This window comes from Raoultibacter timonensis, from assembly GCF_022845715.1.
GTDB lineage: Bacteria > Actinomycetota > Coriobacteriia > Coriobacteriales > Eggerthellaceae > Raoultibacter > Raoultibacter timonensis.
Window position 1 is genome coordinate 1,207,810 of record NZ_AP025564.1, and the last position, 26,214, is coordinate 1,234,023.

Genomic DNA, 26,214 nt, shown 5'->3' on the forward strand with positions numbered 1-26,214 from the left:
CGGTAAGCGGGCGCTCGTGCCGTCTTCTCGGAAAAAGCCCGAGCTGCTTGCCCCTGCGGGGGGCATCGACCAGCTCGAATACGCCATCCACTTCGGGGCCGATGCGGTGTATCTCGCCTGTGATCGGTTCGGCCTGCGCCAGCGCGCTGCGAACTTCGCATTGGCTGCCGTGCCGGACGCGGTCGCGCTTGCGCATGCGGCGGGCGTAAAGGTGTACGTGACGCTCAATGCGGCGATGACGGCCGACGACATCGCAGCGCTGCCCGCCTACCTCGAGGCGCTTGCGGAGTCGGGCGTCGATGCGTTCATCGTGAGCGATCTCGGCGCTGTGCGCCTTGCGCAGCGATACGCGCCCGGGGTTGCCATCCATATCAGCACGCAGGCGTCGTGCATGAATGCGGAGGCGGCAACTCTGTGGCACGAACTCGGAGCGAAGCGCATCGTCTGCGCCCGCGAGATGAGCGTCGACGATATCGCAGCCATGCGCTCAGCCGTTCCGGACGAGCTCGAGATCGAGGCGTTCGTGCACGGCGCCATGTGCATGGCCGTATCGGGGCGTTGCCTCATCAGCGATCACCTCAACAGCCGGTCGGCTAACAAAGGGCACTGCACCCAGCCATGCCGATGGGCGTATTCGCTTGTGGAGGAAACGCGGCCCGACGAGCGCTTCCCCATCGAGGAGGACGAAGGCGGAAGCTTCATCCTGAGCTCGAAAGACCTCAATATGCTCCATCATCTCGACGACCTTGCGGAAGCGGGTGTCGATTCGGTCAAGATCGAGGGGCGGGTGAAGAAGGCGTATTACGTGGCTACGGTGGTGAACGCGTATCGCCAAGTGCTCGACGGCGCCGATCCGGCTACGTTCGATCGCGACCTCGAAGCGGTGAGCCATCGCCCGTATTCGACGGGTTTTTTCTACGGACCCGCCGAGCAGGCGCCGTACGGTCCGGAGTACGCGCAGACCCACGCGTTGGCGGGCACCGTCGAATCGTGCACCGAGCGAGAGGACGGCTTGTTCGATGTGCGCATCGACCTGCGGAACCGTTTCTTCGAGGGAGATGAGCTCGAAGTGCTTTCGCCCGCGCGCCCCGTGCGCACGCTCGTCGCCGCCGATGTGCGGCATGTCGTGGCCGCTTTCGCGTCCGTTGCGCAAACGGGCTTTGAATCGTTTCGTTCGGACGCCTCGCCGGAAGCGGCGGCCGAGATCGCGGAGCCCGTTTCCGTAGCCGACCGCGCAACCGATCGCTACGTGATAGCGAGCCCGTTTCCCCTGCAGTCGAAGGATATACTGCGCGTGAGAAAGTAGCTGACGAGGATCGCGTGCGCGCTTCGGTACGCTGCCGCACCCTCGGGACGACCGCGTCGTTTGCGAGCTACCGCAGTATGGGCGCTTGCGGCGATCGCGAGCCATCGCTTCCCGGCGCACCCGTTACAGATCGGTTGCCTGCGAACCGATCCGATACCCACCCGCTACGCCATCGAGACCGACGGATCCCTTCCGATTGGTAGACTCTTCCTAAACATGAGAGACGGCATCAGGTATTGCCGCAAAGAAGGGAGAGCAGCGATGGGCGATTCAGCGAGCAGCGCAGCATATCATCAGCGAAGACAATCGGTGGCGCAGGCCACGGGAGGAACGTGGCGAGACGCTGGCCGCTACGGGATCAACAGGGCACGCACGACGCGAACGAGCATCGCTCTCGTGTGGGCGGCGTATGTCGTAACGATTGCATGCAACGCCGCATTCGAGGTATTCGCTCTCGGGGGCACCACGTCGGCCGAGGTGTCGGGCGAGGTGTTCGCTTGGTTCACGCCGGCGGGCTACGTGTTCTCCATATGGTCGGTCATCTATCTCGCCCTCGCGGTTTGGCTCGTCGCCTATTCGGGCGATGCTTCGCACGACGAGCCTCTGGGTTCGTTGCAGATCGGGAAGACCGCCTCTCTCTTCACCGTATCGTGCGCGCTCAACATCGCATGGCTTGCGCTGTGGCACTTCGAGGCGTTCGTGCCCTCGATCATCGTGATCGCCGCTTTGCTTGCGGTTGTCGGGATGCTGTACGTTCGGGTCAACACCCAGTCGAGCCGACTGGTGGACAGGGTTCCCATCTCGCTGTACTTCGCATGGCTCGGCGTTGCTACGGTCGCCGATATCGCGCACGTGATCACGCGCTTTACGGGAGCCGAGCAGTCGATCTTGCAGCCTGCGAGCACGCTGGTGCTTGCGATCGCGTTCTTCGCGCTCGCCGTGTACATGAAGCGCACGTACGACGATTACGCGTTCGGCGCAGTGATCGTGTGGGCGGTCGTGGGTATCGGCGTGCATTTGATGAACGCGAACATCGCCATCGCCGTGCTCACCATCATGCTCGCTGGGTTCGGCGCGCTTGCGGTCTACTTTCCGTGGGAGAAGTATCGGCTGCAGCCGCGCAAGTAGGGCGCGCGCAGCGGCATGGGTCGATTCCGCAATCGATACCGCCGGCTGCGAACGGCGCCCGCCGGGCAACTGCGGACGACCCCTCGGGTAGATGCGCGAGAAACGGCGGGTTTTGGCGGAAAACGACAGGTTTTCGTTGCCATGAAGCCCCCGATGCGGAAGCACTCGCAGGGTTGATGCGGGGGTTCCGATTCGTTCCAGTTCAGCGAAACGACCTGGAAAGCAATTGCTGGGCGGCGCCGGATGGTGACGAAAAGCTTCCGTTTTCTGCCACGATTCGAGCGCGACCGATACCGGAAGCGGACCGGAGCCCCGCTCTGCCCGCAGGTGGCACCGCGAGGCCGCTCGATGGGATCGCCGTGCAGGGCCTCAATGCGAGATCGCGGCATGGGTCGATAGCAAGGCTCGTCAGATTGTTTCGATTGAATCGAGCATCCTCGCTCGGCGGCCGATCCGTCTTGCTATAATGCTCGCATGAAGATAGCAGACACATTCACGCAGGGCACTCAGCCCATATCGTTCGAGATATTCCCGCCGAAAGGGGATCTCTCCCTCGAAGCCGCCCATACGATGGCACGCGAGCTTGCGGCGCTCGAGCCCGATTTCATCAGCGTTACGTATTCGGCTGGGGGAAGCGGAAACTCGAGTGCGACGGCCGACGTTGCCCATATGATCCAGGCGGAGTTCGGTGTTCCCGTTATGGCCCATCTCACGTGCATCGGTTTGACCGAAGCGATGTTGGCCGAGCGTATCGCCGATATGAAAGCGAAAGGGATCGAGAACGTTCTCGCCCTGCGCGGCGATCGTGTCGCGGGAAGCGAGGCGAAGGATTTCCTCTACGCCAAAGACATCATCGGCAGCTTGTCGGACGAAGGTTTCTGCGTGGGCGCGGCCGCGTATCCCGAAGGCCATATCGAGTGCGAGCAGCTTGAGTTGAGCGTCGAGCACCTCAAGCAGAAGCAGGATGCAGGTGCGGCGTTTTTCGTATCGCAGCTCTTCTTCGACAACCGCTATTTCTACCGGTTTTTGGAAGCGTGCCTCGGTGCCGGTATCTGCGCGCCTATCACGGCGGGCATCATGCCGTTTCTCGGCAAGGCGCAGATTCAGCGTATGGTATTCATGTGCGGGGCTTCGCTTCCCTCGCCGATCATCAAGCTTCTCGCCAAGTACGAGGACGATCCGGAGAGCCTGCGCAAGGCGGGTATCGAGTACGCATGTGCCCAGCTCACCGATTTGCAGGCGCACGGAGTCGACGGCTTGCACGTCTATACGATGAATCAGCCCGACATCGCATGCGCAACCGTCGGGGCGCTGCGGGGCATGAGAGGCGCGGCGTTTCGAAAGCCTTGCTGGCGGTAAGGGGATTGCCGGGCATGAAGTACGGGGTGGATAGGGGCGAGGTCCTGCGCTACCTCGGGTATGCGGGACAGGCGATGGAGCCCGCGCTCTACGATCGGATCGACGGGATCATCGAGCGATGCGAACGCGAACTCGATCCCAAAAGCACCGTCGCGTACTTCGACGTCGAGGTCCATGGCGGCTCCGATGCCGCGTCGGCGGAGCGCGGGGAAGCGTCAGCTGCCGACGATCTACCGAGATGCGGGGCGAAAGCCGGCGATGCCGGACGGGCGGTGCGCGGCCGATCCGAATCGGCTCCTTACGTCGATGTGCTGGGCGCCTCGCTTCGACTTGATGGTTTCGACATCGTAGAGCACCTGCGCGGTGCACGGGGGTGCGCGCTTCTGGCGTGCACGCTCGGCGCGAAAAGCGAACAGGAGTTGGCGCGGCTCAAGGTTTCCAGCCCCTTGGACGCGCTCGTCTACGACGCGGCGTGCTCGGCGTTGGTCGAGCGCGTTGCCGATGCAACCGAAGCCCAGATCGTCGCCCAAGCGGCGCAGCAGCACCTGTATGCGAACTGGCGGTACAGCCCCGGCTACGGCGATTTGCCTTTGTCGGTGCAGCCTCGGTTTCTCGCTGTCCTGAGAGCCTTCGAGACCATGGGGCTTTCGGTTACCGATACCGATCTGCTTCTGCCGACGAAAAGCGTGACCGCTGTCGTCGGCTTGTTCGAAGATCCTCCTGCAGGCGAAAAGCCCCGGTCGTGCGGGTCGTGCCATATGAAAGAATTCTGCGCCATACGCGCAGCGGGAAAGGTTTGCCATGGATGAGAAAGCTGCGAAAAACATGAGGCTTGCACGGGGCGCTGCAATACCTGTTCCGGGGGAACCCTACGACAGGCTTGCGGGGCTCGTTATCAAAGACGAGCATCTTGCTGCCGTACTGCGGGGCGAGGAGTACCTTGTCCAAGACGGTGCTATGGGAACCATGCTGCAGGAAAGGAACCTCGTTGTTCCCGGCCAAGAGCCCGATTTGCTCACCATTGCGAACCCCGAGGCGGTTGCGGCGATCCATGCCGATTACGTTGCTGCCGGAGCGCAGATGCTCACCACGAACACGTTTTGCGCCAACCGCCGCAAGCTTGCGGGGGAGGCTACGGTCGAGGAGGTGTTCTCGGCGGCTATCCGCTGCGCGAAAGAAGCGGGCGGGCGCTACATCGCCGCGAACATCGGGCCGATCGGAGCGCTGCTCGAACCGCTCGGCACGCTATCGTTCGACGAGGCGTACGATCTGTTCGCCGAGCAGGTGGTGGCTGCCCGCGATGCGGGAGCCGACCTTTTGGCCATCGAGACGTTCACCGATCTGCTCGAAGCGAAAGCTGCGGTGTTGGCCGCTAAGGAGAACTGCGATCTGCCGATATTCATCTCGATGACGTTCGGTGAAGACGGAAGGACCTTTCTCGGCACAAGCCCCGAGGTGGCGGCGCTGACGCTTTCGGCGCTCGGCGCCCATGCCGTCGGCGTCAACTGCTCGCTCGGACCGGCGGAGCTGGCGCCCATCGTCGAGGCTATGATCGCACACGTTTCGTGCCCGCTGGTCGTGCGCCCCAATGCGGGGTTGCCGCGCGTGGAAGACGGCAAGACAGTGTTCGATGTCAAGCCCGACGAGTACGGGCGCGCCATGGAGCGCATCTTCGATGCGGGTGCGACGATCGTCGGCGGATGCTGTGGCACGACTCCCGCCTACATCGAGAAGATCGCCGCGTTGGCGAGCGGTCGGAAACCCGAGCCTCGGCAAGCCGCTTCGCTCTGCGCGGTGACGGGGTCTCAGGAGGCGGTTGTCCTCGAAGAGGGCATGCCCGCGACGGCGGTGATCGGGGAGCGCATCAACCCGACGGGCAAGCCGCGCCTCAAGGAGGCGCTTCGTTCGGGCAACCTCGATTACGCTATCGGGGAGGCTATCGCCCAGCAGGAGGCGGGCGCGCAGATACTCGATGTGAACGTGGGCCTTCCCGAGATCGACGAGCCGACCGTCCTGCTCGATCTGGTGAAGAAGCTCCAGGTCGCTACGACGCTTCCGCTCCAGATCGATTCGAGCGACCCGATTGCCATCGAGGAAGCCGTGCGCCGCTATGCGGGCAAGCCGATTATCAACTCCGTGAACGGCAAGCGCGAGAGCATCGAGACCATCCTTCCCATCGCAAAGCATTACGGATGCGCCGTTGTGGCGCTGACGCTTGACGAGAACGGCATCCCTGCGACCGCCGAGGGGCGCTTCGCCATCGCCGAGCGCATCGTGCGGGCTGCCGAAGCGTACGGCATTTCACGTCATGACGTGGTGATCGACTGCCTCGTTATGGCCGCATCGACCAACCAGAAAGAAGCGGCCGAGATACTCAGAGCCGTCACCCTCGTCAAGGAGCGCCTCGGTGTGCGCACGACACTGGGGGTCTCGAACGTGAGTTTCGGCCTGCCGCAGCGCGAGCTGGTGAACGCGACGTTTCTGGCGGCAGCGTTCGGGGCGGGGCTCGACATGCCCATCCTGAACCCCCTTTCGCAGCGCTACATGGACGCGGTGAACAGCTTCCGCGTGCTCGACGCCGAAGACGCTCAGGCGGCTGCGTTCATCGAGGAGTATGCGACCAAGCCCGATCCGTACAAATCGGGCTCGGTACCCGGCGCCCAACCGTCCGGCGCAGGTGCCGCGCAATCGGCCGAAGCCGCCGGCGTGCAGCCTCCCGATGCCTCTGCGGCCGCCGCGACGGCCGCGGGCGAGGCGTCCGAAGTCGGCGACGAGGCGGTTGCATCGGCGCGCCGCTTCATCATGACGGGGCGCAAGGAACAGATGGAGGAAGCCACGCTCGAACTGCTTGCCGATCGCGACCCCATGTCGGTCATCAACGACATCTTCATCCCGATACTCGACCTCGTCGGTGCGAAGTTCGAGCGAGGGGAGTTCTTCCTTCCCCAGATGATGGCCTCGGCCGAGGCGGTGAAGGCGGGTTTCGACACCATCCGTGCGCACGCCGAGCCGGAGGCGTTCGAAAGCGATAAGCGCATCGTACTCGCTACGGTGAAAGGCGATATCCACGATATCGGGAAGAACATCGTCAAGATGCTGCTCGAAAACTACGGATACCGGGTGATCGATCTGGGACGCGACGTGTCACCCGAGGCCGTGCTCGATGCGGTGAAAACATACGATGTGCAGCTCGTGGGCCTTTCGGCGCTCATGACCACGACCGTCAAGGCGATGGAAGAGACCATCCGCCTGCTGAGGAGCGAGGCTCCCGGATGCACGGTGTTCGTTGGGGGAGCGGTTCTCAATCCCGAGTACGCCGATATGATCGGCGCCGATTACTATGGAAAAGATGCGGCCGAGGCGGCGCGCATCGCGGGAAACTTCTTCGGCGGTCGCGAATAGGCACTTTCTGCGAATCTGAGTTCCGCACGTGGCGTTAAATTGCTATGATGGGTCAAAGGTATTTCCCGAAGAGAAGGGGGCCCGTATGGGAACGAAAGCAACGGAAGAGCTTGACGTGTCCTTTGATGAGCTGCCGATGTATCTGCATGCTCATCACTCGGTTTACATGGAGGTCAGCGGTACCTTGTACTACTTGACAGATGTGAACGACCGATACTGGCGGGCGCAGGACACGGCGAAGCTCAACGAAAAGGGACACTACACCGATGCGAGCGAGCTTGTTCCCACCCTTGCGGAATTCATGGGTCTGCCCTTCGTTGGCGGGAGAACGATCGAAGAGGTGTTCGACGATGCGGTTTTCTACGCATCCGAGAAAAACGCATAGCGACCGAAGGGCGGCTGGAGATCCCAGCCGCCTTCTGATTTATTGCGTATAAGCTGCTTTTGATCGATATCGCATCGAGCGCTATACTCGTCCGACACGCGAAATCGAAAGGGCAGCGATGATCATCGAATACAAGGGCAAGGTTCCCGATACGCATCGAGCGGCGTTTATCGCCGATACCGCTACGGTCAGCGGCGATGTGACGCTCGGCGAGGAGAGCTCCGTGTGGTTCGGGGCGGTGCTTCGCGCCGAGGTCGATTCGATCCGCATAGGTGCCAAAAGCAACGTCCAGGACAACGCCACGCTGCATTCCGATCACGGTTGCCCGGTTGTTATCGGCGATTGCGTTTCGGTGGGCCATAACGCCATCGTGCACGGCGCCATCGTCGAGGACGGCTGCCTTATCGGCATGCACGCCACGGTGCTGAACGGGGCTCGAATAGGGAAAGGGTCGCTCATCGCGGCTGGCGCGCTGGTGAAGGAAGGCGAGGTCATCCCTGAACGCTCGCTCGTGATAGGCGTTCCCGGCAAGGTGATCCGCATGCTCGACGACGCTACGGTGGAACACAACCTCGCAAACGCCCAAGTCTACGTCGACGACGCGAAAGAGTACGCGGCAAAGTGCCCGCAGGGCGGGCTTTCGGCGAAAATCAACACCAACTGTTGATGCGCGGCTGCGCCGTATCGCGCACAATGGGGCTGACGATTGGGGGCAGCATGCTGGGGACGGTATTTGGCAAGGTGGGCGAACCGCTGACGTTTTCGGGTTATGCCGACGATTTCGATAAGGCGATATCGGCCATCGAATTCTCCCTTGACGGGGGATCGACGTGGACGGGGCACGACACCGGCGGTGCCACCACCGACAAACTGCTCACCTGGCAGTTTTCCTATACGCCGCAAAAGCCGGGCCTCTATCGGCTCCGCGTGCGCGCGGTCAACGAAGACGGCGATCGCAGTCCGCTTGCCGATGTGGTGGAGTTTTTCGTAGAGTAGCCGATCTAGAGCGGAACGTGCTCCTCCTCGATCAGGTCGAGGAGCTCTTGGCGCGAATGGATTCCGAGCTTCTGGTATATGTGATGGATGTGGGAGTTGACGGTGGCGAGCGAAACGCTGAGGTCCTCCGCGATGCGCCCGGCGGAGCGGCCTTTCGCGACGAGGGCGAGCACCTCAAGCTCGCGCTCCGATACCCCCGTTCGCTGGGCGAGATGCTCGCATTGCCGCTTGAATCGCGACGTATGGGCGGGCAGGGGCAGGCTCGAGAGGATCTCGACGCAATCCCTCTCGGTGAACACGAACACGAACGCCACTGCCGCTGCGAGGCCGAACGCGACGGCGAACGCCTGGACGCCGTCGGGCCCTGCACCTCGGCATATCGCCTCCAGGCCGATTCCCGAAAGCGCACCCGCCGACCAGGCGATCCGCGCGCTGCCGAACACGAGCGCGGGATGCAGGTCGAAGCCCACGCTTATCTCGAAAGCAACCATGATGACGGTGAACTGGAAGAAGAAGGACCCGAGGTCGAGCAGGGTGTGCGCGATCCAGCTTCCCTCCAAAAGGTACGGTATGCACAGGACGACGCCGAGCAGAAGCACGAACGCCGTACGGTATATCGCCGAAACGCCGTCGGCGTTGCGGGCGTCGAAGATCGCGAGGAGCCACACCGAGCAGGAGAGCTTGAGGGCGAGCGCACCCAGGTTGACGACGCCCGCGTAGAAGCTCAGAGCCGTTCCGTTGAGCAGGAGGTTGCGCACGGTCTCTATGATCGCGATCACGAGAAGCAAGCAGAGGCAGAATCTCAGCAGAAGCCATTTCTTCCTCTTGTCGGGAACCGTCGTTTCGGGTGGCGGGACGGCGCCGGCGTGCTTGGGCCTGGCGCCTAAGAGCAGCACCGACACAATGGGCAGAACCGATGCGATCGAAGCGGAGACCCAGTGGTTCATCTGGTCCGACGAAAGCACGTTGGCGAGCGGGTAGGTGAGAACGGTTGCGATGACGACGCTGATCGCGAGGCCCATCATGTCGTGCGCTTCGACGAGAGCCTCAAACCAGGCGATGAACAGGCCTGCGAAACCGACGCCGACCGCGATCGCCGCGAGGTAGATCAGGGGCACCGAGGCGCCGGGCAGCAATGCGGAAACCGGGCCGAGGATGCTGCCGAAGGCCGCAACCGCCCCGATGGCCGAAACGAATCGCCGGCTGCGCAGGAGCGCCCCCGCTTTTTTCGAACAAACGACAGCTGCCGCCGAGAGCAGAAGCGCGGTCAGCAGCGACACCCATCGCAGATCGAGGAACGGCGCGGTGTAGGTGATGGGGTCGGGCAACGATATGCACAGGACATTCCAAGTCTGGCACAGGGCGAAACCGACTGCGAACGGCCAATTGACCGAGAGGAGGATGCGCGACGCGCTTCTCTTTTGCGGGAGGCGCATGATCTGCGCGAGCCGCCCGCCTTCCTGCTTGTTTGATTGAGCACCCATGATCTCTCCCTTACAGCTGAAAACGCATCAACAGAAACTGTTGATTCCCCCTGCGGCCCTGGCGAAACGATGCCGAAAACGCTCAGTAGACCGCTCATATTTTAGCACGTTTGCCTTTCAAGAGTTTTTCTGGATGACGCGGCCCCTTTCGTTTCGTACCCTTCGCTCACAGGGCTTCTCGGCGCAAAGGATCGGGAGGCCGAACAGAAGGGAGGGATACCATGAAGAAGCGATTGGTGGCAATGCTGCTCGTTGTGATTTCCGCCTGCGCGCTCGCGTGCTGTCTGTGGGCGTGTGCGAGCCAGCCGCAGCAAGGAAACTCGCAGGAACCGGCAACCGAGCCGACGGTCGATTCGTCCGATCAGGCGAAGGGCGAAGACGAGGCTGATCGCATCAAGATGCTCCAAGGGGAAGAGAAGGTGGCCGCGGCCAAGGAGTACTACGCCCCGAAGGTCACCGAGGCCAAAGACGGAACGCAGGTGCAGCTGGTCCCGTCGGATCCGTATATGTGGAATACGGCGATCCTGCAGGGCGAGAACCGCGGATGCCAAGCCGAGGGATGCCACTCCTCGCTCATCGACGCTCCCCAGCTTTTGCCGATGACCCATCCGAAGCTCTGGAACCCGTACAACGTGGATGCGTCGCTCAAGTTCTGCTACATGTGCCACTCGAAGGCGCTGTTCTTGCAGGACAGCATGCATGCGCTCCATATGAACAGCGACGAGTTCGACGGCGACTGCAACTCGTGCCATTACATCAACCCGGCGACGGGAGAGCATGAGATGTGGGATCTCGTGAAGTACGATACCGCCTATATGGGGATCACCCCCGTGGCGGAAGTCCAGGGCGATTTCAGCTTTACCCAGGATTCCATAACGCCGACCGACCAAGTGTTCTACTACTGGGAGAACGCTAACCATCAGGGCGTTACCCCCGATAACGACACGTCGGAAGAGGCGTACGAGAACTGGGAGATCAAGGTGAGCGGTTCGGTGGATTCCGAATTCTCGTTCAAGCTGTCCGATTTCGAGGATCAGATGGTCGAGCGCGTGTACAAGATGGACTGCCAGACCAACCCTCCGGGCGGAGCCTATATCGCCAACGTCAACGTAAAGGGCATTCCCCTGTCGGCCGTAATGGAAAAAGCGGGCGTCGACCCGAGTGTGAACTCGATGCACTCAATCGCCGATGACGGGTGGGACGTCTATCCGCTCTCGATGGAGTACGTAAACGAGTACAAAGACGACATCCTGCTGGTCACCGAGATCAACGGCGAGAAGCTCGGCATGCTGCAAGGCTACCCCGTGCAGATGTGGACCCCGACGCTCGGCGGCTGCCACTACACGAAGCGCGTCGTCGAGCTGAAGTTCACGACCGATCCGACCGAGCCGAAGTTCTTCAGGGGATTCACCAATCCGAAGACGGGCGAGATGTTCAACAAGCCCAACACGGCGATCTTCAACTACACGAATGGAACCGTATTTTCCGCCGGCGAGCCGATCGAGTTCGAGGGCTTCGCCGATGCGTACGAGATTCCGGTAACGGCGGTGGAGATATCGCTTGACAAGGGCAAGACGTGGACGACGTACGATCTGGGCGAAACCGATACGATGCGGTGGGTCAATTGGAAGCTTACCTATACGCCGGAAGCCCCGGGTTCGTATCTGATCAAGGTCAGGGCGGTCGCCGCCGACGGTTCCGTCAGCACCGATCCGTCTCAGCTGTTCTTTAACGTTCAGTAGGAAGGAGGAATCATGAACCATGCGATAACGAAGATCGTGGGCGCGGCGGCGGGCGTTACGCTCCTTGCCCCCGGGGCTGTTGCCTTCGGAGATACGGTCGAGGCGGCGGCGCCCGATGCGTCAGGGGCAACCTGGAGCCATGTTGAGGGAACGACCTCAACGGTGGAGTCGCCGGTCGTCAACGTGCCGAACGTCAGCGGAGGCTTCTCCTACCAGCAATCGGTCGTGACTCCGAACTGGAAGATAGCCGAGGTGTTCCAAAAAGCCGCAAACGCCCTCTGCAATGCGACGACCGAGCTTACGGTAACGGCGGCGGCCGATTGGAGCCTTACCGTATCGGGGGATGTCGAGAACGCGTACACGGCGACTCTCGGCGAGCTAGCGGCCGACGACGAGCAGACGACGCTCATGGGCTGCTCGTGCGCGGCCAACACGCCGGGAGGTGCGGCGGTCATCAACGCCGAGGTCACAGGGGTGCCTCTTGCGACCATCGTCGAGCGCGCCCAGCCGCTGCCGGGCGTGAACACGGTTACGCTCACCTCGGAGGACGGCTATTCGATGTCGGTTCCATTCGATTACGTTATGGCGCGTACCTCGATCTTGTCGTACATGATCAACGACGAAGGCCTCTCGGCTTCGGTCGGCGGTACGAACCAGCTTTGGATCGATTCGACGGCGGCGAAGTACTTCACGCGCAACATCGTTTCGATCGAACTGACCGCCGAAGACGAGGCACCTGCGGTACCGGGTAGCGAGGATGCTCCCGAAAATCAGTATGCGAATCGCCCGAACGTGGGTATAACGGGCGTTTCGTAACTCGAAGCTGCACCGGATGCGGTTCGGCTCGGTACGGCTCCCTCAACCGCCGTCGGACCGCATCCCTTCATGCAAAAGGGGGTTTGCAGAAGAGCCTGCAAACCCCCTTTTGCCGCCCGCTGGCGAATAGCCGCGAACCTGCCGGCTTGTTTTGCTAGTTAACGGCTACGAGGACGTCGGTCGCCTTCACGATGGCGACGGCAGCGGCGCCCTCGGCAAGACCGAGGTCGTCGATGGCTTCATTGGTGATCGAAGCGGTGATCTTCGCGCCGTCGGTGATCTCGATGGATACGTGGCCGTTCACAGCACCCTTGGCGACCTTTACGATGGTTCCGGGGAACTGATTGCGGGCGGAGATGCTTCCGATGCGCTCGCTGCCGGCGGCGACGAGCACGTTGGACGCCTTGATGATGGCGATGGCTTCTTTGCCTTCGGCGAGACCGAGATCCTTGATGGCCTCCATGGTGATGTCGCTCTTGATGGTCTCGTCGCCGACCTTGATGGTGACGACTCCGTTTACGGCGCCTTCTTTGACGGCGGATACGGTACCTGCAAGCTGGTTGCGTGCCGAAATCTTCATGCTGATCTCCTTTTCTGTGGACCGTCGCATTGCGCGGCGACCGTTTTCCGATGACACCTGCCACTCTACGGATTCCCGGCGGCAATGCAATCGACGTTGCAAAATCGTTGGGAATCCGCCCTGTTTCGTTTCATTTCGCACAAAACCGTACTATACTAGAACGAGAATAGAAAGGGAGGCCATGGAGTTCAAGCAGAAGGCTTTGGCTGCAGACGACGTTGCGCAGATGCTCGACGTGAGCAAGAACACCGTATACAGCCTCGCCAAGGAAGGTAGGATCTCGTCGTACAAGGTGGGCAGGAAGCTTCGGTTCACGCTCGATGACGTGCAGGCCTATATCGCGCAGTCGAAACAGGCGCCGCCGAAGCCCAAGATCGCCCAAGATGCGGCTTCGAACCCGATCGACGGGGTCTGGGTGCCTCCCGTGTCCGGCATCGGCAAGCGCATACCGCGCGCGGCTGCCGACGCGTTTCTCCTCGGCGGCTCGGATGCCATGGTCGACGGGCTTTCGACGTGTTTGGCCGAATCGGGCGTGTACGTGCTGCGAAGCTACCAGAACAGCTACCAAGCGCTCGTCGATCTCTACTTCGGATATCTCGATGCAGCTGCGGTAAGCCTCTGGGACAGCTCGAGCGAAACCTGCAACCTCCCTTATATCAAGCGGTTGCTGCCCGGTATGCCCGTGAAGGTGTTTCAGATGGCGTACTACACGCAGGGGCTGCTCGTGCAGCGGGGCAACCCGCTCAACCTGCGCTCATGGGGCGATCTGCTCCATTCGGGAGCGGTGCTCGCAAACCGCGAGCGGGGAGCGGCGGCGCGCGTGCTGCTCGACGAGCGTTTGCGCATCATGGAGGCCGATCCGAAGACCATTCCCGGATACGATCGGGAGGTTTCGTCGGCGCTCGTGCAGGGTTCCCTCATCGCGCGCAAGGATGCCGACGTGGGGGTGGGAACCGAGAAGGTGTTTCATCAGGTGAGGGGTCTCGACTATCTGCCCCTGCAGACCGAGCAGCTCGTACTCGTGGTTGCCAAGAAGCCCTCGACCGAGCGTCTGCTGCGTACGGTGCAGGCGAACTTGCGAAGCACTGCTTTCAAGCAGGGTCTTGCGAGCATGGTCGGCTACGACTTCCGTTTGCTCGGGGAGTGCATCTACGAGACGTAGGCGACGTTCTGCCCACTATAAAACAAGCCGGACGATCGTCCGGCTTGTGCTGTGTATGGTGGAGCCTAGGGGGATCGAACCCCTGACCTCATGGCTGCCAGCCATGCGCTCTCCCAGCTGAGCTAAGGCCCCGTAAAAAGTGCGAGATTTAGTATACCTGACTCAGGGCTTCGGTCAAGCCCTAATTTCTATATGGTTTGTGAAGCATTCGGCTGTGCTCCCGAAAATCCAAGCGATATCCAATACTGCAGATCACGTTGCAGAACCGAATACGCCGCCGAGGCGAGAAAGCTCCCGAAGCTACCCGAAGCGCCTGGAGCTTTCTAAAAATAGGATACAATGGAATCTATTATAGATGAGCTGCCCTGTAGCCGTTGGAAAGCCTCGGCGCGTAGGCATGAATTGGACGGAAGCGATGACCAGAGAAAAAAAGGTTCCCGTCGGAACCGACGGGAAGCCGATGACCCCGTGGCAGGTGTGGCTGCGCCGTCTGTGCATCGTTCTTCTCGTGTGGGCGGCCCTCGAAGTGGTGTTCGGCATACTTCTTGTGGTGTTCTCGGGGTTCGTACCGTCCGACCTGCTGAAGGGCATCGAGGGGCTGGGTGCCGACATCGATGCGCAGTTCTTCGCGAAGTTTCTCGGCGTATCGGCCATGGTGGGCGCCGTCATCAACGTTGTCGTGGCTCTGCTCGGCATTCGGGGGGCGAAGAATCCGCCTAAGATCACGTTGTTCTTCTGGATTGCGCTCGTCGATGCCGTAGTGACGGCATGGGCCCTTGCGAGCAGCCTTTCCCGGGGGGCGCTCGATCCGAGCAGTCTGGTGAGCGGCCTGTTCATCATCTCGCTTGCCGTGTGCGCATGGCAGGTTCGCAAGCAGACGGGCTACTTCGACATCCACCCGTAAACGCCGTGCTCCTATTCGGCTTCCGTTTCGTCTCCCTCGGCGGCCGGTTTCGCATCGATTCCCTCGACTGCTTCCGCCTGGTTCTCGGTCGTCTGGTTCTCGGTCTCCGTTGCGCCCGACGGCTTCTTTTTCGCGGAGCCTCCGGCCAACAGTTCTCCGACAAGTTTGCCGTGAGTGATGGCCATGCCGTGGCTTATGCCGGGGGCGGCAAGCGGGTAATCGACGAGGAATCTGCCCCCTTGGCAGTTGCCGACGGCGTAGAGACCCTCGATGAGCGAGTCGTCCTCGGCGTTGATCACCTGGAAGTTCACATTGGTGACGAGACCGCCCATGCATACAAGCAGTACGGTATCGGTCATCGGGTACGCGTAGAACGGCGGTTCGATGACGGGGAAAAGGCGATCGGCCCGCTTGTCGAAATCCTCGTCGACACCGGCTTCGGCGAGTTCGTTGTACCGGTCGATCGTGCTCTGCAGCGCATCGGGATCGACGCTCATGCGGATGGCGAGCTCCTCGATGGTGTTGGCGAAAACGCCATCGGCGCCCTCCGCGAAGTACGAGTCGAACCCCGGGGTGTTGCCATCCTCGTTATCCTTGCTCGCAATGTAGGCGTTCTTGCCGTACGATCCGTTCGGTACGTCGGCTGCGTCTTCCACGTACCAGTTCACGTTGCCGTGCCCGGTGTCCATGGAGCCGATCTGCTCGGGCCAGCGCGAATCGAACACCTGCCACGCCTTCTTTCCCGGAAGGCGCGATATCTGGTTCTGCAGCCACTGACCGCCCACATCTTCGTTCGTGAAACGGTCGCCGTACATGTCGACGAGCAAAAAACCGTCGACGCCGAGCGGCCCGCCGAGGTGATGCGTCATCGGGGCGTGGGGTCCCGCCTCCATCTTCGCGCCGATCCACATGCCCATTCGCTGCCCGTCGCCGGTATTGGTCTTGTTGCCCTTCGCGTCGACGTTGGGGAATATGCTCTGAAAGCGGGTTGCCCACCGCACGTAGTACTGCATCATCTCGGCGTTGCCCGAATAATCGCCTGTGGCCAAGAGGATGGCCTTTGACGCGGTGATCTTGCGGTAGCCCTCGTCGACTCCCATGATGATGACGGATTCGACGCGGCCCTTCCCGTCGTCGGCGCGCACGAGCTGTCGAGCCCAGGTCGAGAACCTGAACTCGACGCCCGCGTCGACGCAGATCCTATACGTTTCTTTCAGGTACGGGGCGAGATCGGGCAGCAGAGCCTGGCAGGTATCGAAAACGGGGTAGTAGTCGTCCTGCGTGTTCGCCGTTTCGGGATGCGGCCAATGGAGCTTTCTGACCGAAAGGCTCTCCCCGTCGTACGGATCGCTTTCGGCCTCGAGGACGTAGCTTCCCTCGCAGGGCTCGAGGAACCAATCGAGCGCTTCTCCCGAATGGTTCGCCCAAAGGTTGAGCAGGCGTTGGTTGGGGCGGTAGCCGCATTCTTTCATGAGCTGCGAGACTACCTTTTTGCCGTCTACGCTGATCTCGAGCGACTCTTGAACCTGACCGCCCACCGTGCCTACTTGGTTCGAGCGGCACTGGTAGGAATCCGCCTTCTCGACGACGACGATTCTCTCTGCGCCGTTTTCGACGGCGGCGCGGGCGGCGCACAGGCCCGAGAGGCCTGCGCCGATGATGACGATGTCGGCCTCGATGGTTTCCTTGAGCGATCCGTCGGAAATGAGGTCGGGAATTTGAAGGAATTCGGGCGTCGACGTGTCGTTGGCCGCAATGCCGGAAGCTCCGGTCGATCCGCTATTCGTTGCATCGATGGCGGTGCTGGAAACCGATGCCGAGGGTGAGCAACCGGCGAGGCCTGCGCCTGCGGTGACAGCTGCGGCGGCCCCGAGCCCCAAGAAGGCGCGGCGGCTGAGATCTCTTCTCGGACGGTGTTCGTCGAGCGTTCCGGTGTCGTGGTTCATGGGTCCGGCTCCTCGCAGGCAAAGAACGCCCCGGGAGGTTTTCCCGGGCGATGTAAACGTGTTTGGTTCATAGTAACCGATGGACGTTATTTCAAGCAAAGAAACCAAAAAAGCCCATGCGGTCAGCTTCGAGAACCGCATGGGCTACACCTGTGGTTGTACGTGGCTGCAGCTTCGTTGCGCGCTGCGCGATCGGTTCGGCCTATTCGGCCTTCCATTCGGCTTTTTCGATCTGTTCGACAATCGGGTCGAGGGCGTCGGCGACATCGTATTCCTCGACTTTGCCCGCGTCGCACAGGCGCGCGAACTCGGGGTCGATGGGAAGGGTGGCATACGCCGGAATCTCGTAGCGCTCGGCGACTTCTTTGCCTTGGGGATCGCCGAAGATATGGTGCTTCTTGCCGCAATCGGGGCAGGTGAAGTACGCCATGTTCTCCACGAGACCGAGAACCGGGACCTCCATGCTCTTGGCCATGTTCACCGCTTTGCCGACGATCATCGCAACGAGCTCCTGGGGAGCCGACACGGTGACGATGCCGTCGACGGGCAGCGATTGGAACACCGTGAGCAGAACGTCGGACGTTCCCGGAGGCATGTCGACGAACAGGTAATCGATTTCGCCCCAGTTCACCTCGTTGAAGAATTGGCGAACCGCGTTGGAGACGACCGGGCCGCGCCATGCGACGGGCATATCGTCTTCGGGGAGCATCAAGTTGGTCGAGATCACCTTGATGCCGCTCTGCGTCTGCGCCGGCAGGATGCCGTTCGCATCGGCGGAAAGCGGATTGGTGATGCCGAACGTCTTGGGGATGGACGGACCCGTCACGTCGGCGTCGAGGATGCCGACCTTGAACCCCTTTTTCTGCATGCTGCTTGCGAGCAGGCTCGTAACGAGCGATTTGCCGACGCCGCCCTTACCCGAAACAACGCCGATGACGTGCTTGATCGTCGATTGGTCGTTCGGTTTGAGCGTGTGGTCGACCGGCTGGCTGCGATCCCCGCAATCGGACACCCCGCAGCCAGAGCATTCGTGTGTGCATTCTTCTGCCATTGCTCTTCCCTCTTTCTTTCGCCCGAACTCGGGCGCTGCCTAACCAGGCTGCGCGCTTCTCGTCTTGCAGCTCGGCGCGCAAGCTCTATCTTGTAACACGCGGTATGGTATCACAAAGTTTGCCGGTCGAACCGCTTTCAGCCATCTATTGTGGCGATGGCCGCTTCCCACAGGCGGTAGGTTTCTTCGCAGAACCTTTGCGCATCGGCGATGCGGGGTGCGTTGATGCGCGCTGCGGGGGCTCCGGGGAAGGCGGGCTCGAGAAACCCTGCCGAAAGAAGCCGGGGGTCGAGTACGACATCGAACGGGCAATCTTCGAACAGGGCGGGCATGAGGATATAGGCGGGTACGAGTACATCCCAGCAGCAGAACTCATCGAGCCCGTACCAGCGTTTCATCGTGTCGAACCACGATGCGCATAGGTTTCGGACCGTGCCGCCGCCTTCTGTGCCGGAGTCTATGCGGGCGAGGAAATCCGTTCGTTCGAACGAGGCGGGCAGGCAGTTGTTCGCGGTTGCCACGACGATGGCGGCACCGCGCCTGCCTGCATCGAAGATCATCTCGGTAGCCTGTGCATCACACGAGAGGTTCAGCTCGTCCATGATGGTGCCGTTGAAGACGAGCGTACGGGTTATGCCTCCCATGAGCACGACTTCGCGATAGAGCGAGAGCACGTCGGGATCGATGGCAAGGGCGCCTTTGAGGTTGGTGGTCGAACCTGTAACGGCCAGTGAAAGCTCGCCGGGGTTTGCGTGCGCAGCATCGACGATGAACCGGGCGGCTTCGGAGTCAGGGTGCTCTTTGTCCGCGGCACCCTTAAGAATAGGCGCGTTCAGTCCGAACGCGTCGGCGATCTCGAGGGTGTTCGCGTACACTGCTTCGAGCGTGTTGTTTCCGTAGCTTGCGCATATGCCCTCGATCGAGACGGGTGCTCCCGTTGCAATGCACCCCATCGCGAACAGAATGGCCAACCCGTCATCGACATCGCAGTCGGCGAGGCCCATGGTCGTATCGGAATCGAAGATAATGCGCTTTGCGGCACCGTGCGGCTGATCCATGAAACCTCCGTTTGCAGAAATAGGCTTGCAACTACCAACTAATAGATATAATCTTATAATAGACTAAAACAAGCTATTTGGGAAGCGCATGGCATCGTCGGTTGCGTCGGGGCAAAACGGGTTTCGGCTGCCGGGCGGCATGCGAGGAAGGGAGCATACATGGCGATCAGCGAAGCGCGAAAAGGAAACGACGGGGCAGACGGTGCGGCTGCAAGCGAGCTGCCGAGGGCGATGACGCGCCGCCGGTTTGTGGCGGTTGCCTCGACGGCTGCAGCGACGATGCTGCTCGGGTCGGCGCTCGCAGGCTGCTCGAACGCTTCCGACGGCGAAGCTGCGTCGGGCGGCGACGCTGCGGGCGAGGTCGATTACGCAAACTGGGATGCGGTTCTCGAAGCGGCGAAGGGCCAGACGGTTTCGTGGTACGGATGGGGAGGATCGGAGCCGCGCAATACGTGGATCACCACGGTGCTCGCTCCTGCGCTCAAGGAAAAGTACGATGTCACCTTGAATCTGGTCGGCATGGATATCAACGACATCCTCACGAAGCTTTCGGGCGAAATGCAGGCGGGTGTCGAGGCGGGCAGCATCGATTACATCTGGATCAACGGCGAGAATTTCTATTCAACCAAGGAAAACGGGTATCTGTGGGGGCCGTTCACGCACTACCTGCCCAACTTCAACGACTACATCGACTCCGAAAGCAACGAGGTGCTCTACGATTTCGGCTCCCCAGTCGAGGGGTACGAAGCGCCCTACGGCAAAGCTCAGATGCAGATGTGGGTCGATTCTGCGAAGGTGAAGAGCACGCCGAAGAACCCCGACGAGTTTCTTGCGTTTTGCCAAGAGCATCAGGGCCGGGTTACCTATCCCGAACCGGGCGATTTCGCCGGTACGGCGTTCATCTCGTGTCTCATCGCGGGCGTCGTTGGAAAAGACGAGTTCGAGAAGCTTTCCTCGATGGAGAACCCCACGACCGAATCGGTCAAGGCCGTCATCGAACCGGGTCTCGAATACCTCCGCTCGCTCAATCCCTTCCTCTGGAAAGGGGGAGCGACGTTTCCGGCCGATGCCGCTACGGTGGACACGATGTACGCAGACGGCGAGCTTGTGATGAACATGGGCTACGGTGCTCCCGAGGCGCTCGTGAAGAACGGCACGCTGCCCGAAACAACCCGCTCGTTCATCTTCGAAACCGGTACGGTGGGCAACTCGAACTTCATGGCGATCGCCAAGAACGCAACCAACAAAGCGGCCGCGCTCGTGGCCATCAACGAGGTGATCTCCCCGGAGATGCAACTCTCTCAATACGAGGAGCTTGCGAATATCAGCGTGCTCGACATGGGCAAGCTTTCCGAGGCCGATCGCGCCGCGTTCGAAGACGTGCCGCTCGGCGTGACGCAGCTTCCCATCGACGAGCTTTTGGACCATCGCATCGTCGAGGCCGCCGGCCCGGTGATTCCGATAATCGAGCAGCTGTGGCTCGACGAGGTTATCGGCAAGTAGCGTTGCCGTTATACTGGTACGGTGCCGCTTGCGGCCCGGGCGGCGCGAGGTGCTGCCCGTTGGTTGCGTCGATGGAACGTCGGCGGCACCGTATCGGTTGTTGAAGGCGGGCGGGAGGTGAATGCGTAATGTCGTTGCGAGGGCGTAAGATCAAGGGCGCACTGGCCCCGTACGCGCTCATCGCTCCCACGGTCGTCCTCGTCCTCGTTTTCATATATGGCGTGGTGAACGGCGTGCTCCAAGGGTTCGGGATCATGCCGTTTCTCGGCAAGACCGAGTTCACGCTGCAATACTACCTCGAAGCGTTCGGACGCGCTGATTTTACGGCTTCGCTCGGGTTCAGTCTCTATATCTCGGCGGTGTCGTCGGCGCTCGCCGTTGTGGGGGGCATTGTGCTGTCTGCGGCGCTGACGCGCTTGTCGGCGTCGCGTGCGCTGCAGGCCGTCGGCATCAGCATACCGCTCATGACCGCGCACACCCTTGTCGTGCTGTTCGTGGTTTCGCTGTTCGCGGGTACGGGACTCGTCCCCCGCGCACTGTACGCACTCGGCCTCATCGACGGGATCGGGGCGTTTCCCTCGGTCGTGGGGGATCCGAGCGGATGGGGCATCGTCCTCGTCTACCTCTGGAAGGAGATACCCTTCGTCGCGTTTTGCACTATCGCCATCATGGCGAACGTGTCCGACCGCTACGGCGAGGCGGCTCTTACGCTCGGGGCATCGGCCCTGAGGAGCTTTTTCTCCGTTACGCTGCCCCTGTGCAAAGGGGCGCTTGTCAAGGCGTTTCTCATCGTGTTCGCCTTCTCGTTCGGCTCGTACGAGGTTCCGTTTCTGCTCGGTCCGACTCTGCCGAAGGCGATACCTGTTCTCGCTTACCTGGAATTCCAGAATCCCGATATCCTGAACCGCTCTTACGCTATGGCCATCAACGGCATCATGGTGCTCATCTGTACGGTTCTCGCCATCGTGTACTTCATCGTGTTGCAGCGCGAAAGGAGACGCTGATGGGTGGAAAACGTGCTGCAAAACTGTTCGTGGCTCTGCACCTTGTTTGCGTTCTCGTCCCCCTTGCCGTCGTTGCGGTATGGGCGTTCACGAGTTCGTGGCCATGGCCCGAGCTGCTTCCGCAGACATTCTCGGATCGGGGCATCGTCGAGCTGTTCGTAACGTCGCGCGATCTGGGCGAGGTTCTTGCGGTGAGCGTCGGCATATCGCTTGCGGTAGCGGCGCTCTCGACGGTTGTTGCAGCCATGGCGGCCCGCGCGCTCGTTTCGTACCGCTTCTTCGGCAAGGAGTTGTTCCGCTTTTCGACCGTGCTGCCGTTTCTCATCCCGGCGACGGTGTTCGCCATGGGCGTACAGGTTGTCTTCATCCACGCGGGCCTCGCGAATACGGTTTTCGGCGTTGTGCTCGCGCATACCATCGTTGCGCTTCCTTATGCGATCACCATCATGAGCGAAGTTACCGCGGCTGCGGGCGAAAAACTCGAGCAGCAGGCGCGCGTATCGGGGGCGGGTCCTGTGAGGGCTCTCTTCGAGGTGCAGATTCCGTTGCTGCTTCCCGGCTTGCTCTCGGCGGCTTCGCTTTCCTACATCACGTCGTTTTCGCAGTACTTCCTGACGCTTTTAGTGGGCGGCGGCACGGTGAAGACGTTCGCGCTCGTGATGTTTCCCTACTTGGCGAGCGGCGACCGCACGATAGCAAGCGCGTACGGTGTCGTCTTCATGGCGGTGACGCTCGGCGTGTTCTTCCTGTTCGAGCTGCTGCTCAAGCGGTTTGCGTCCGCCAAGACCGAGTACTTTACCGATTGACCGAAGCTGCGATGAGAAGGAGTTGCCCGTCCGTATGAGACTAACGGTGTCCGACATAACGATCGATTTGGGAACGAAACCCGCCAAACGTGTACTCGATAGCGTGTCGTTCGAGGCGCACGATCGGGAATTTCTTTCGCTGCTCGGGGCTTCGGGCGCCGGCAAATCAACGCTTCTCAAGATAATCGCGGGCATTCTCGTGCAGGACGGCGGCTCGGTGTCCTTCGATGGACGCGCGATCGACGGAGTTGCGTCGCACAAGCGCAATGTCGGCTACGTGTTCCAGGACATGAGGCTGTTTCCCAACATGAACGTCGAGGAAAACGTTGCGTTTCCCTGCAAGATGCGCGGCATGAAAAAACCAGCGCGCCTCGATCGGGCACGTGAGCTTCTCTCCCACGTGCAACTGGACGGATTCGGAAAGCGCGAGGTGTCGAGCCTTTCCGGCGGACAGCAGCAGCGCGTTGCTTTGGCGCGCGCCCTTGCGGCAACGCCGCAGGTGCTGTTGCTCGACGAGCCTTTCTCGGGGCTCGACGAGCACCTGCGCGACGACATGCGCTCGCTGGTGCTGAAACTCCACCGCGAATTCGGCATGACGACCATCATGGTGACCCACGATGCGATCGAGGCCATAGAGATGTCCGACCGCATCGTGTACCTCAGCGGGGGCAGGGTCGAACAGCAGGGCATGCCTGACGAGTTGTTCGAGCATCCGGCGACAAGCGAGATTGCCGCATGCTTCGGCGGTTGCTCGACGATCGCGGGTGCAGTTGAGGGCGGTGTCTTCTCCGCGGGGCCCTTGAGCCTTCCGGCGCAAGGCGTGCGGTGCGGCTCTGCGACGGCGGTGATACGGCAGAACGCCGCCTTCATCGACGAGGGCATGCCGCCGGTCTTCTCGGTCCGGTGCTGCGTGTACCGCGGCTCGACGCATCTGGTTCGAATCGACCTCGGGGACCAGACGCTGACCGTTCCCTCGTCGTCGCCGATTTCCGCCGGCTGCCTTGTCGGTGTGGCGTTCGACGAGGCGGGCGTGTTCGTGTATCCGGGAAGAGGTGGCGACGATGGCGATCGATGAGACGGCGAGCCGTCAAGCGAAGCGGACTTGCGTCGATGCGGCGCTCGGCGCATCGGAAACGTGCGGGGCGCCGGCTTCGCCCGACGGCCTCGATCCGCGTGAGGTTGAAGCGTACCTCGTTCGGAACACCGCTGCTCGCACGGCACTCGATCTGCCCGAGCGCGCGCCGATCGAAGTGCGGCCGCTTGCGCGGGGCGAGTACAACGCGAACTTCTCTTTCGTCCATCCCGTTACGGGAAGAAAGCTCCTGTTCCGCGTCAACCTCGGATCGCAGATGCATCTCGACGATCAGATCGGCTACGAGGCCCACGCCCTGACGCTGCTCGAACCGAGCGGCCGGACGCCGCGCGTTCTGTTCGTCGATTCGTCGAAGTCGTATTTCGGCAAGGGCGTGCTCGTTGAGGAATGGCTCGACGGCCGCCCGCTGTCTTACGATGCCGATTTGGACGTTGCCGCCGAAGTACTCGCCGATGTGCATGACGTGGCGCTGTCGGACGGCCACGGTCTCGTCGCGCCCGATGATCCTCTGGGAGCCGTCATCGACGAATGCGAGGCGATGTTTCGCGTTTATCGTCGCTGGGCGGGGGCGGACCGCACGACGCTGGACCGCATCGGCCGCCTGTTCGCACATGCGCGGAAGGTTGCATGCGAGCCCCGCGTTCCCGCGCACCGCCATATCGTGAGCACCGAGCTCAACTCCCGCAATTTCCTGATCAACGAACGGGGCACAAGCTATCTGGTGGATTGGGAAAAACCCGTGGCGGGCGAGGTCGAGCAGGATCTCGCGCACTTCCTTGCGCCGACGACGACGTTTTGGAAAACCGAAACGGTGCTCGATGCCCGCGACGTCGATCGTTTCATCGAGGCGTACGAACACGCGGTTGCGGGACGCTTTTCGCTTGCCTCGCTTCGCGATCGCACGGCCGCTTACCTGACGATTACCTGTTTGCGCGGGCTTACTTGGTGTGCGATGGCCTACGCCCAGCATCGGAGCGGCGAGCGATCGGTAGCCGACGCCTATACGCTCGGCAAGGTGGAATCGTATCTCGGCGATCCGTTTCTCTCGTTCGTCGAACGGGAGTTCTTCGGGCTTTCGCCTGAAGGCGGCGCACCGCGCCGTTGAGCAAGACGGACGCTCGAGAGTGATATAGTACTGGCTTGCGGGCGCGACGGTCCGCGAAACGAGATAAGGAGTTGCCCATGTTGTTTTCCGATATCGCGATACTCGACGAGCACTTCGAGGTGCAGACGAACCGGTGGGTCGGCGTTATCGATGGGCGCATCGAATACATCGGCGCCGAAGCGCCGTCGCCTGCGGAAGCAGCACGGTACGGCGAGGTGTACGACGGCGACGAGAAGCTGCTCGTTTGCGGCATGTACAACGCCCATGCCCATGCGCCCATGACGCTCTTGCGCGGCTACGCCGAGAACCTGCCGTTGCAAACATGGCTGAACGACCGGGTGTTTCCCTTCGAGGCGAAGATCAGCGGTGAGGACGCCTACTGGGCGACGATGCTCGCCTGCGCCGAGATGCTCCGTTACGGCACGGTGAGCTTTTCCGATATGTACTACCATTCCCGCGAGCGCATCCGGGCGGTCACGGAGTGCGGCATGAAGATGAACTCGTGCGAGGGTCTTATCGCCTTCGAGGATAAGCCGTATGCCGAATATCCCGATTGCGCGGTCAACGAAGAGCTCGTCCGCGAGTTTCACGGCAGTGCCGATGGACGCATTCGCATCGATTACAACATCCATTCCGAATATCTCTCGACCCCCACCGTCGCAGCCGACATCGCGCGCATCGCGAAAGAGAAGGGCCTCGGCATCCACGTGCACGTTTCGGAGACGAAATCGGAGCACGAGGAATGCAAAGAACGTCATGGCGGCTTGACGCCCGTGCGCTATTTCGACAGCCTCGGTGTGTTCGACGTTCCCGTGACTGCGGCGCACTGCGTATGGGTTGACGAGGGCGACATCGACATCCTTGCCGAACGCGGCGTGTTCGTGGCTGCGAACCCGGTTTCGAATATGAAGCTCGGGAGCGGCTTCGCGCCGATCGTCCGCATGCTGGAGCGGGGCGTGAACGTGGCGCTCGGCACCGACGGCGTCGCATCGAACAACAACCACGACCTGTACCAGGATCTCTACGTGTTCGCGCTTACCCAGAAGGGTGCAAGCCTCGATCCGACCGCCGTGTCGCCCGCTGTGGCGATGCGGGCGGCAACGCGCGCGGGCGCTCTTTCCCAGGGGCGCGAGGATTGCGGCCGGATCGCGATCGGCGCGAAGGCCGATCTGGCCGTGCTCGACGCGAGCGGACCCTCGTGGTGCCCCTCGACCGATTATCTCAACAACCTCGTGTTCGCCGGGCACGGCGGCGACGTGTGCCTGACGATGGTCGACGGCGAGGTGCTCTATCGCGACGGCGAATGGAAAACCATCGACGTGAAGCGCGCAAAGGCCGAGGTGGATGTGCGTACCCGCCGCATCATCTCGTCGTTGTAAGCGGC

23 protein-coding genes and 1 tRNA gene are annotated in these 26,214 nt (G+C 61.5%); 18 read left to right on the forward strand and 6 right to left on the reverse strand.

Annotated features, from left to right (window positions below; all coding sequences use genetic code 11):
* The first annotated feature begins 16 nt into the window (after window positions 1-16).
* The 8 genes from MWL89_RS04740 (at window position 17) to MWL89_RS04775 (ending at window position 8,576) form a co-directional block, all read left to right on the forward strand.
* A complete protein-coding gene (locus MWL89_RS04740) occupies window positions 17-1,306 on the forward strand; it encodes a U32 family peptidase (protein WP_244411954.1) in 1,290 nt (429 codons plus the stop codon).
* A gap of 261 nt (window positions 1,307-1,567) precedes the next feature.
* Entirely contained in the window at window positions 1,568-2,434 is an 867-nt protein-coding gene (locus MWL89_RS04745) for a TspO/MBR family protein (protein WP_244411955.1), read from the forward strand.
* A gap of 474 nt (window positions 2,435-2,908) precedes the next feature.
* A complete protein-coding gene (locus MWL89_RS04750; RefSeq protein WP_102378766.1) occupies window positions 2,909-3,793 on the forward strand; it encodes a methylenetetrahydrofolate reductase in 885 nt (294 codons plus the stop codon).
* Window positions 3,794-3,807: 14 nt separating this feature from the next.
* Window positions 3,808-4,602 carry a vitamin B12 dependent methionine synthase gene (locus MWL89_RS04755; RefSeq protein ID WP_244411956.1) on the forward strand — a complete coding sequence of 265 codons (795 nt, stop codon included), beginning with the start codon at window positions 3,808-3,810 and terminating at the stop codon, window positions 4,600-4,602.
* Window positions 4,595-7,195 (forward strand): homocysteine S-methyltransferase family protein, encoded by a 2,601-nt coding sequence (locus MWL89_RS04760; protein WP_244411957.1) that lies wholly within the window; start codon window positions 4,595-4,597, stop codon window positions 7,193-7,195. Before MWL89_RS04755 ends, MWL89_RS04760 begins: the two co-directional genes overlap by 8 nt.
* An 85-nt stretch (window positions 7,196-7,280) precedes the next feature.
* Window positions 7,281-7,580, forward strand: a complete 300-nt coding sequence (locus MWL89_RS04765) for a CDP-alcohol phosphatidyltransferase (protein WP_102378764.1) — start codon at window positions 7,281-7,283, stop codon at window positions 7,578-7,580.
* Window positions 7,581-7,698: 118 nt separating this feature from the next.
* The gene (locus tag MWL89_RS04770; protein ID WP_244411958.1) at window positions 7,699-8,247 is read left to right on the forward strand and encodes a gamma carbonic anhydrase family protein; all 549 of its coding nucleotides are present in this window, start codon (window positions 7,699-7,701) and stop codon (window positions 8,245-8,247) included.
* A 50-nt stretch (window positions 8,248-8,297) separates the two neighbouring features.
* Window positions 8,298-8,576 carry a PKD domain-containing protein gene (locus MWL89_RS04775; protein WP_102379584.1) on the forward strand — a complete coding sequence of 93 codons (279 nt, stop codon included), beginning with the start codon at window positions 8,298-8,300 and terminating at the stop codon, window positions 8,574-8,576.
* A gap of 5 nt (window positions 8,577-8,581) precedes the next feature.
* Here the strand turns inward: MWL89_RS04775 and MWL89_RS04780 are convergent, their stop codons facing one another.
* Complete coding sequence (locus MWL89_RS04780) at window positions 8,582-10,060, reverse strand: helix-turn-helix transcriptional regulator (RefSeq protein ID WP_244411959.1); 1,479 nt, start codon at window positions 10,058-10,060, stop codon at window positions 8,582-8,584.
* A gap of 221 nt (window positions 10,061-10,281) precedes the next feature.
* Between MWL89_RS04780 and MWL89_RS04785 the strand changes: the two genes are divergently transcribed.
* Together MWL89_RS04785 and MWL89_RS04790 are read left to right on the forward strand one after the other, a co-directional pair.
* A complete protein-coding gene (locus MWL89_RS04785; RefSeq protein WP_244411960.1) occupies window positions 10,282-11,802 on the forward strand; it encodes a molybdopterin-dependent oxidoreductase in 1,521 nt (506 codons plus the stop codon).
* Window positions 11,803-11,814: 12 nt separating this feature from the next.
* On the forward strand, window positions 11,815-12,618 hold the full coding sequence (locus tag MWL89_RS04790; protein WP_244411961.1) for a molybdopterin-dependent oxidoreductase: 804 nt from the start codon (window positions 11,815-11,817) through the stop codon (window positions 12,616-12,618).
* A 154-nt stretch (window positions 12,619-12,772) separates the two neighbouring features.
* Here MWL89_RS04790 and MWL89_RS04795 read toward each other — a convergent pair whose 3' ends face one another.
* Entirely contained in the window at window positions 12,773-13,198 is a 426-nt protein-coding gene (locus MWL89_RS04795; RefSeq protein WP_102378759.1) for a TOBE domain-containing protein, read from the reverse strand.
* Window positions 13,199-13,379: 181 nt separating this feature from the next.
* Between MWL89_RS04795 and MWL89_RS04800 the strand changes: the two genes are divergently transcribed.
* Window positions 13,380-14,360 (forward strand): helix-turn-helix transcriptional regulator, encoded by a 981-nt coding sequence (locus tag MWL89_RS04800; protein WP_102378758.1) that lies wholly within the window; start codon window positions 13,380-13,382, stop codon window positions 14,358-14,360.
* Between the two features lie 56 nt (window positions 14,361-14,416).
* Here MWL89_RS04800 and MWL89_RS04805 read toward each other — a convergent pair.
* Window positions 14,417-14,492, reverse strand: a tRNA-Ala gene (locus MWL89_RS04805).
* 283 nt (window positions 14,493-14,775) lie between these two features.
* Here MWL89_RS04805 and MWL89_RS04810 point away from each other — a divergent pair.
* A complete protein-coding gene (locus MWL89_RS04810; protein ID WP_102379582.1) occupies window positions 14,776-15,264 on the forward strand; it encodes a hypothetical protein in 489 nt (162 codons plus the stop codon).
* An 11-nt stretch (window positions 15,265-15,275) separates the two neighbouring features.
* Here MWL89_RS04810 and MWL89_RS04815 read toward each other — a convergent pair whose 3' ends face one another.
* From MWL89_RS04815 to MWL89_RS04825, 3 genes are all read right to left on the reverse strand, one after another.
* Window positions 15,276-17,210 (reverse strand): FAD-dependent oxidoreductase, encoded by a 1,935-nt coding sequence (locus MWL89_RS04815; RefSeq protein WP_244411962.1) that lies wholly within the window; start codon window positions 17,208-17,210, stop codon window positions 15,276-15,278.
* Between the two features lie 202 nt (window positions 17,211-17,412).
* Window positions 17,413-18,261, reverse strand: a complete 849-nt coding sequence (locus MWL89_RS04820) for an Mrp/NBP35 family ATP-binding protein (protein ID WP_102378753.1) — start codon at window positions 18,259-18,261, stop codon at window positions 17,413-17,415.
* A 137-nt stretch (window positions 18,262-18,398) separates the two neighbouring features.
* The gene (locus MWL89_RS04825; protein ID WP_244411963.1) at window positions 18,399-19,319 is read right to left on the reverse strand and encodes a nucleoside hydrolase; all 921 of its coding nucleotides are present in this window, start codon (window positions 19,317-19,319) and stop codon (window positions 18,399-18,401) included.
* 159 nt (window positions 19,320-19,478) lie between these two features.
* On the opposite strand from MWL89_RS04825, the gene MWL89_RS04830 reads away from it, so the two are divergent.
* From MWL89_RS04830 to MWL89_RS04855, 6 genes are all read left to right on the forward strand, one after another.
* Complete coding sequence (locus tag MWL89_RS04830; RefSeq protein WP_219724289.1) at window positions 19,479-20,822, forward strand: ABC transporter substrate-binding protein; 1,344 nt, start codon at window positions 19,479-19,481, stop codon at window positions 20,820-20,822.
* A 128-nt stretch (window positions 20,823-20,950) separates the two neighbouring features.
* Window positions 20,951-21,826, forward strand: coding sequence for an ABC transporter permease (locus MWL89_RS04835; RefSeq protein ID WP_102378756.1), 876 nt, complete (start codon window positions 20,951-20,953; stop codon window positions 21,824-21,826).
* Window positions 21,826-22,632 (forward strand): ABC transporter permease, encoded by an 807-nt coding sequence (locus tag MWL89_RS04840; protein WP_244411964.1) that lies wholly within the window; start codon window positions 21,826-21,828, stop codon window positions 22,630-22,632. Before MWL89_RS04835 ends, MWL89_RS04840 begins: the two co-directional genes overlap by 1 nt.
* Window positions 22,633-22,666: 34 nt before the next feature.
* Window positions 22,667-23,707 carry an ABC transporter ATP-binding protein gene (locus tag MWL89_RS04845; RefSeq protein WP_244411965.1) on the forward strand — a complete coding sequence of 347 codons (1,041 nt, stop codon included), beginning with the start codon at window positions 22,667-22,669 and terminating at the stop codon, window positions 23,705-23,707.
* On the forward strand, window positions 23,694-24,830 hold the full coding sequence (locus tag MWL89_RS04850; protein ID WP_244411966.1) for a protein kinase family protein: 1,137 nt from the start codon (window positions 23,694-23,696) through the stop codon (window positions 24,828-24,830). Before MWL89_RS04845 ends, MWL89_RS04850 begins: the two co-directional genes overlap by 14 nt.
* 77 nt (window positions 24,831-24,907) lie before the next feature.
* Window positions 24,908-26,209, forward strand: coding sequence for an amidohydrolase (locus tag MWL89_RS04855; RefSeq protein WP_244411967.1), 1,302 nt, complete (start codon window positions 24,908-24,910; stop codon window positions 26,207-26,209).
* The last annotated feature ends 5 nt before the right edge of the window (window positions 26,210-26,214 follow it).

Excerpts from the sequence above, each read along its gene's own strand:
- MWL89_RS04745 (WP_244411955.1), top strand. The coding sequence starts at position 1,568 with ATGGGCGATTCAGCGAGCAGCGCAGCATATCATCAGCGAAGACAATCG.
- MWL89_RS04750 (WP_102378766.1), top strand. The coding sequence starts at position 2,909 with ATGAAGATAGCAGACACATTCACGCAGGGCACTCAGCCCATATCGTTC.
- MWL89_RS04755 (WP_244411956.1), top strand. The coding sequence starts at position 3,808 with ATGAAGTACGGGGTGGATAGGGGCGAGGTCCTGCGCTACCTCGGGTAT.
- MWL89_RS04760 (WP_244411957.1), top strand. The coding sequence starts at position 4,595 with ATGGATGAGAAAGCTGCGAAAAACATGAGGCTTGCACGGGGCGCTGCA.
- MWL89_RS04765 (WP_102378764.1), top strand. The coding sequence starts at position 7,281 with ATGGGAACGAAAGCAACGGAAGAGCTTGACGTGTCCTTTGATGAGCTG.
- MWL89_RS04770 (WP_244411958.1), top strand. The coding sequence starts at position 7,699 with ATGATCATCGAATACAAGGGCAAGGTTCCCGATACGCATCGAGCGGCG.
- MWL89_RS04775 (WP_102379584.1), top strand. The coding sequence starts at position 8,298 with ATGCTGGGGACGGTATTTGGCAAGGTGGGCGAACCGCTGACGTTTTCG.
- MWL89_RS04780 (WP_244411959.1), bottom strand. The coding sequence starts at position 10,060 with ATGGGTGCTCAATCAAACAAGCAGGAAGGCGGGCGGCTCGCGCAGATC.
- MWL89_RS04785 (WP_244411960.1), top strand. The coding sequence starts at position 10,282 with ATGAAGAAGCGATTGGTGGCAATGCTGCTCGTTGTGATTTCCGCCTGC.
- MWL89_RS04790 (WP_244411961.1), top strand. The coding sequence starts at position 11,815 with ATGAACCATGCGATAACGAAGATCGTGGGCGCGGCGGCGGGCGTTACG.
- MWL89_RS04795 (WP_102378759.1), bottom strand. The coding sequence starts at position 13,198 with ATGAAGATTTCGGCACGCAACCAGCTTGCAGGTACCGTATCCGCCGTC.
- MWL89_RS04800 (WP_102378758.1), top strand. The coding sequence starts at position 13,380 with ATGGAGTTCAAGCAGAAGGCTTTGGCTGCAGACGACGTTGCGCAGATG.
- MWL89_RS04810 (WP_102379582.1), top strand. The coding sequence starts at position 14,776 with ATGACCAGAGAAAAAAAGGTTCCCGTCGGAACCGACGGGAAGCCGATG.
- MWL89_RS04815 (WP_244411962.1), bottom strand. The coding sequence starts at position 17,210 with ATGAACCACGACACCGGAACGCTCGACGAACACCGTCCGAGAAGAGAT.
- MWL89_RS04820 (WP_102378753.1), bottom strand. The coding sequence starts at position 18,261 with ATGGCAGAAGAATGCACACACGAATGCTCTGGCTGCGGGGTGTCCGAT.
- MWL89_RS04825 (WP_244411963.1), bottom strand. The coding sequence starts at position 19,319 with ATGGATCAGCCGCACGGTGCCGCAAAGCGCATTATCTTCGATTCCGAT.
- MWL89_RS04830 (WP_219724289.1), top strand. The coding sequence starts at position 19,479 with ATGGCGATCAGCGAAGCGCGAAAAGGAAACGACGGGGCAGACGGTGCG.
- MWL89_RS04835 (WP_102378756.1), top strand. The coding sequence starts at position 20,951 with ATGTCGTTGCGAGGGCGTAAGATCAAGGGCGCACTGGCCCCGTACGCG.
- MWL89_RS04840 (WP_244411964.1), top strand. The coding sequence starts at position 21,826 with ATGGGTGGAAAACGTGCTGCAAAACTGTTCGTGGCTCTGCACCTTGTT.
- MWL89_RS04845 (WP_244411965.1), top strand. The coding sequence starts at position 22,667 with ATGAGACTAACGGTGTCCGACATAACGATCGATTTGGGAACGAAACCC.
- MWL89_RS04850 (WP_244411966.1), top strand. The coding sequence starts at position 23,694 with ATGGCGATCGATGAGACGGCGAGCCGTCAAGCGAAGCGGACTTGCGTC.
- MWL89_RS04855 (WP_244411967.1), top strand. The coding sequence starts at position 24,908 with ATGTTGTTTTCCGATATCGCGATACTCGACGAGCACTTCGAGGTGCAG.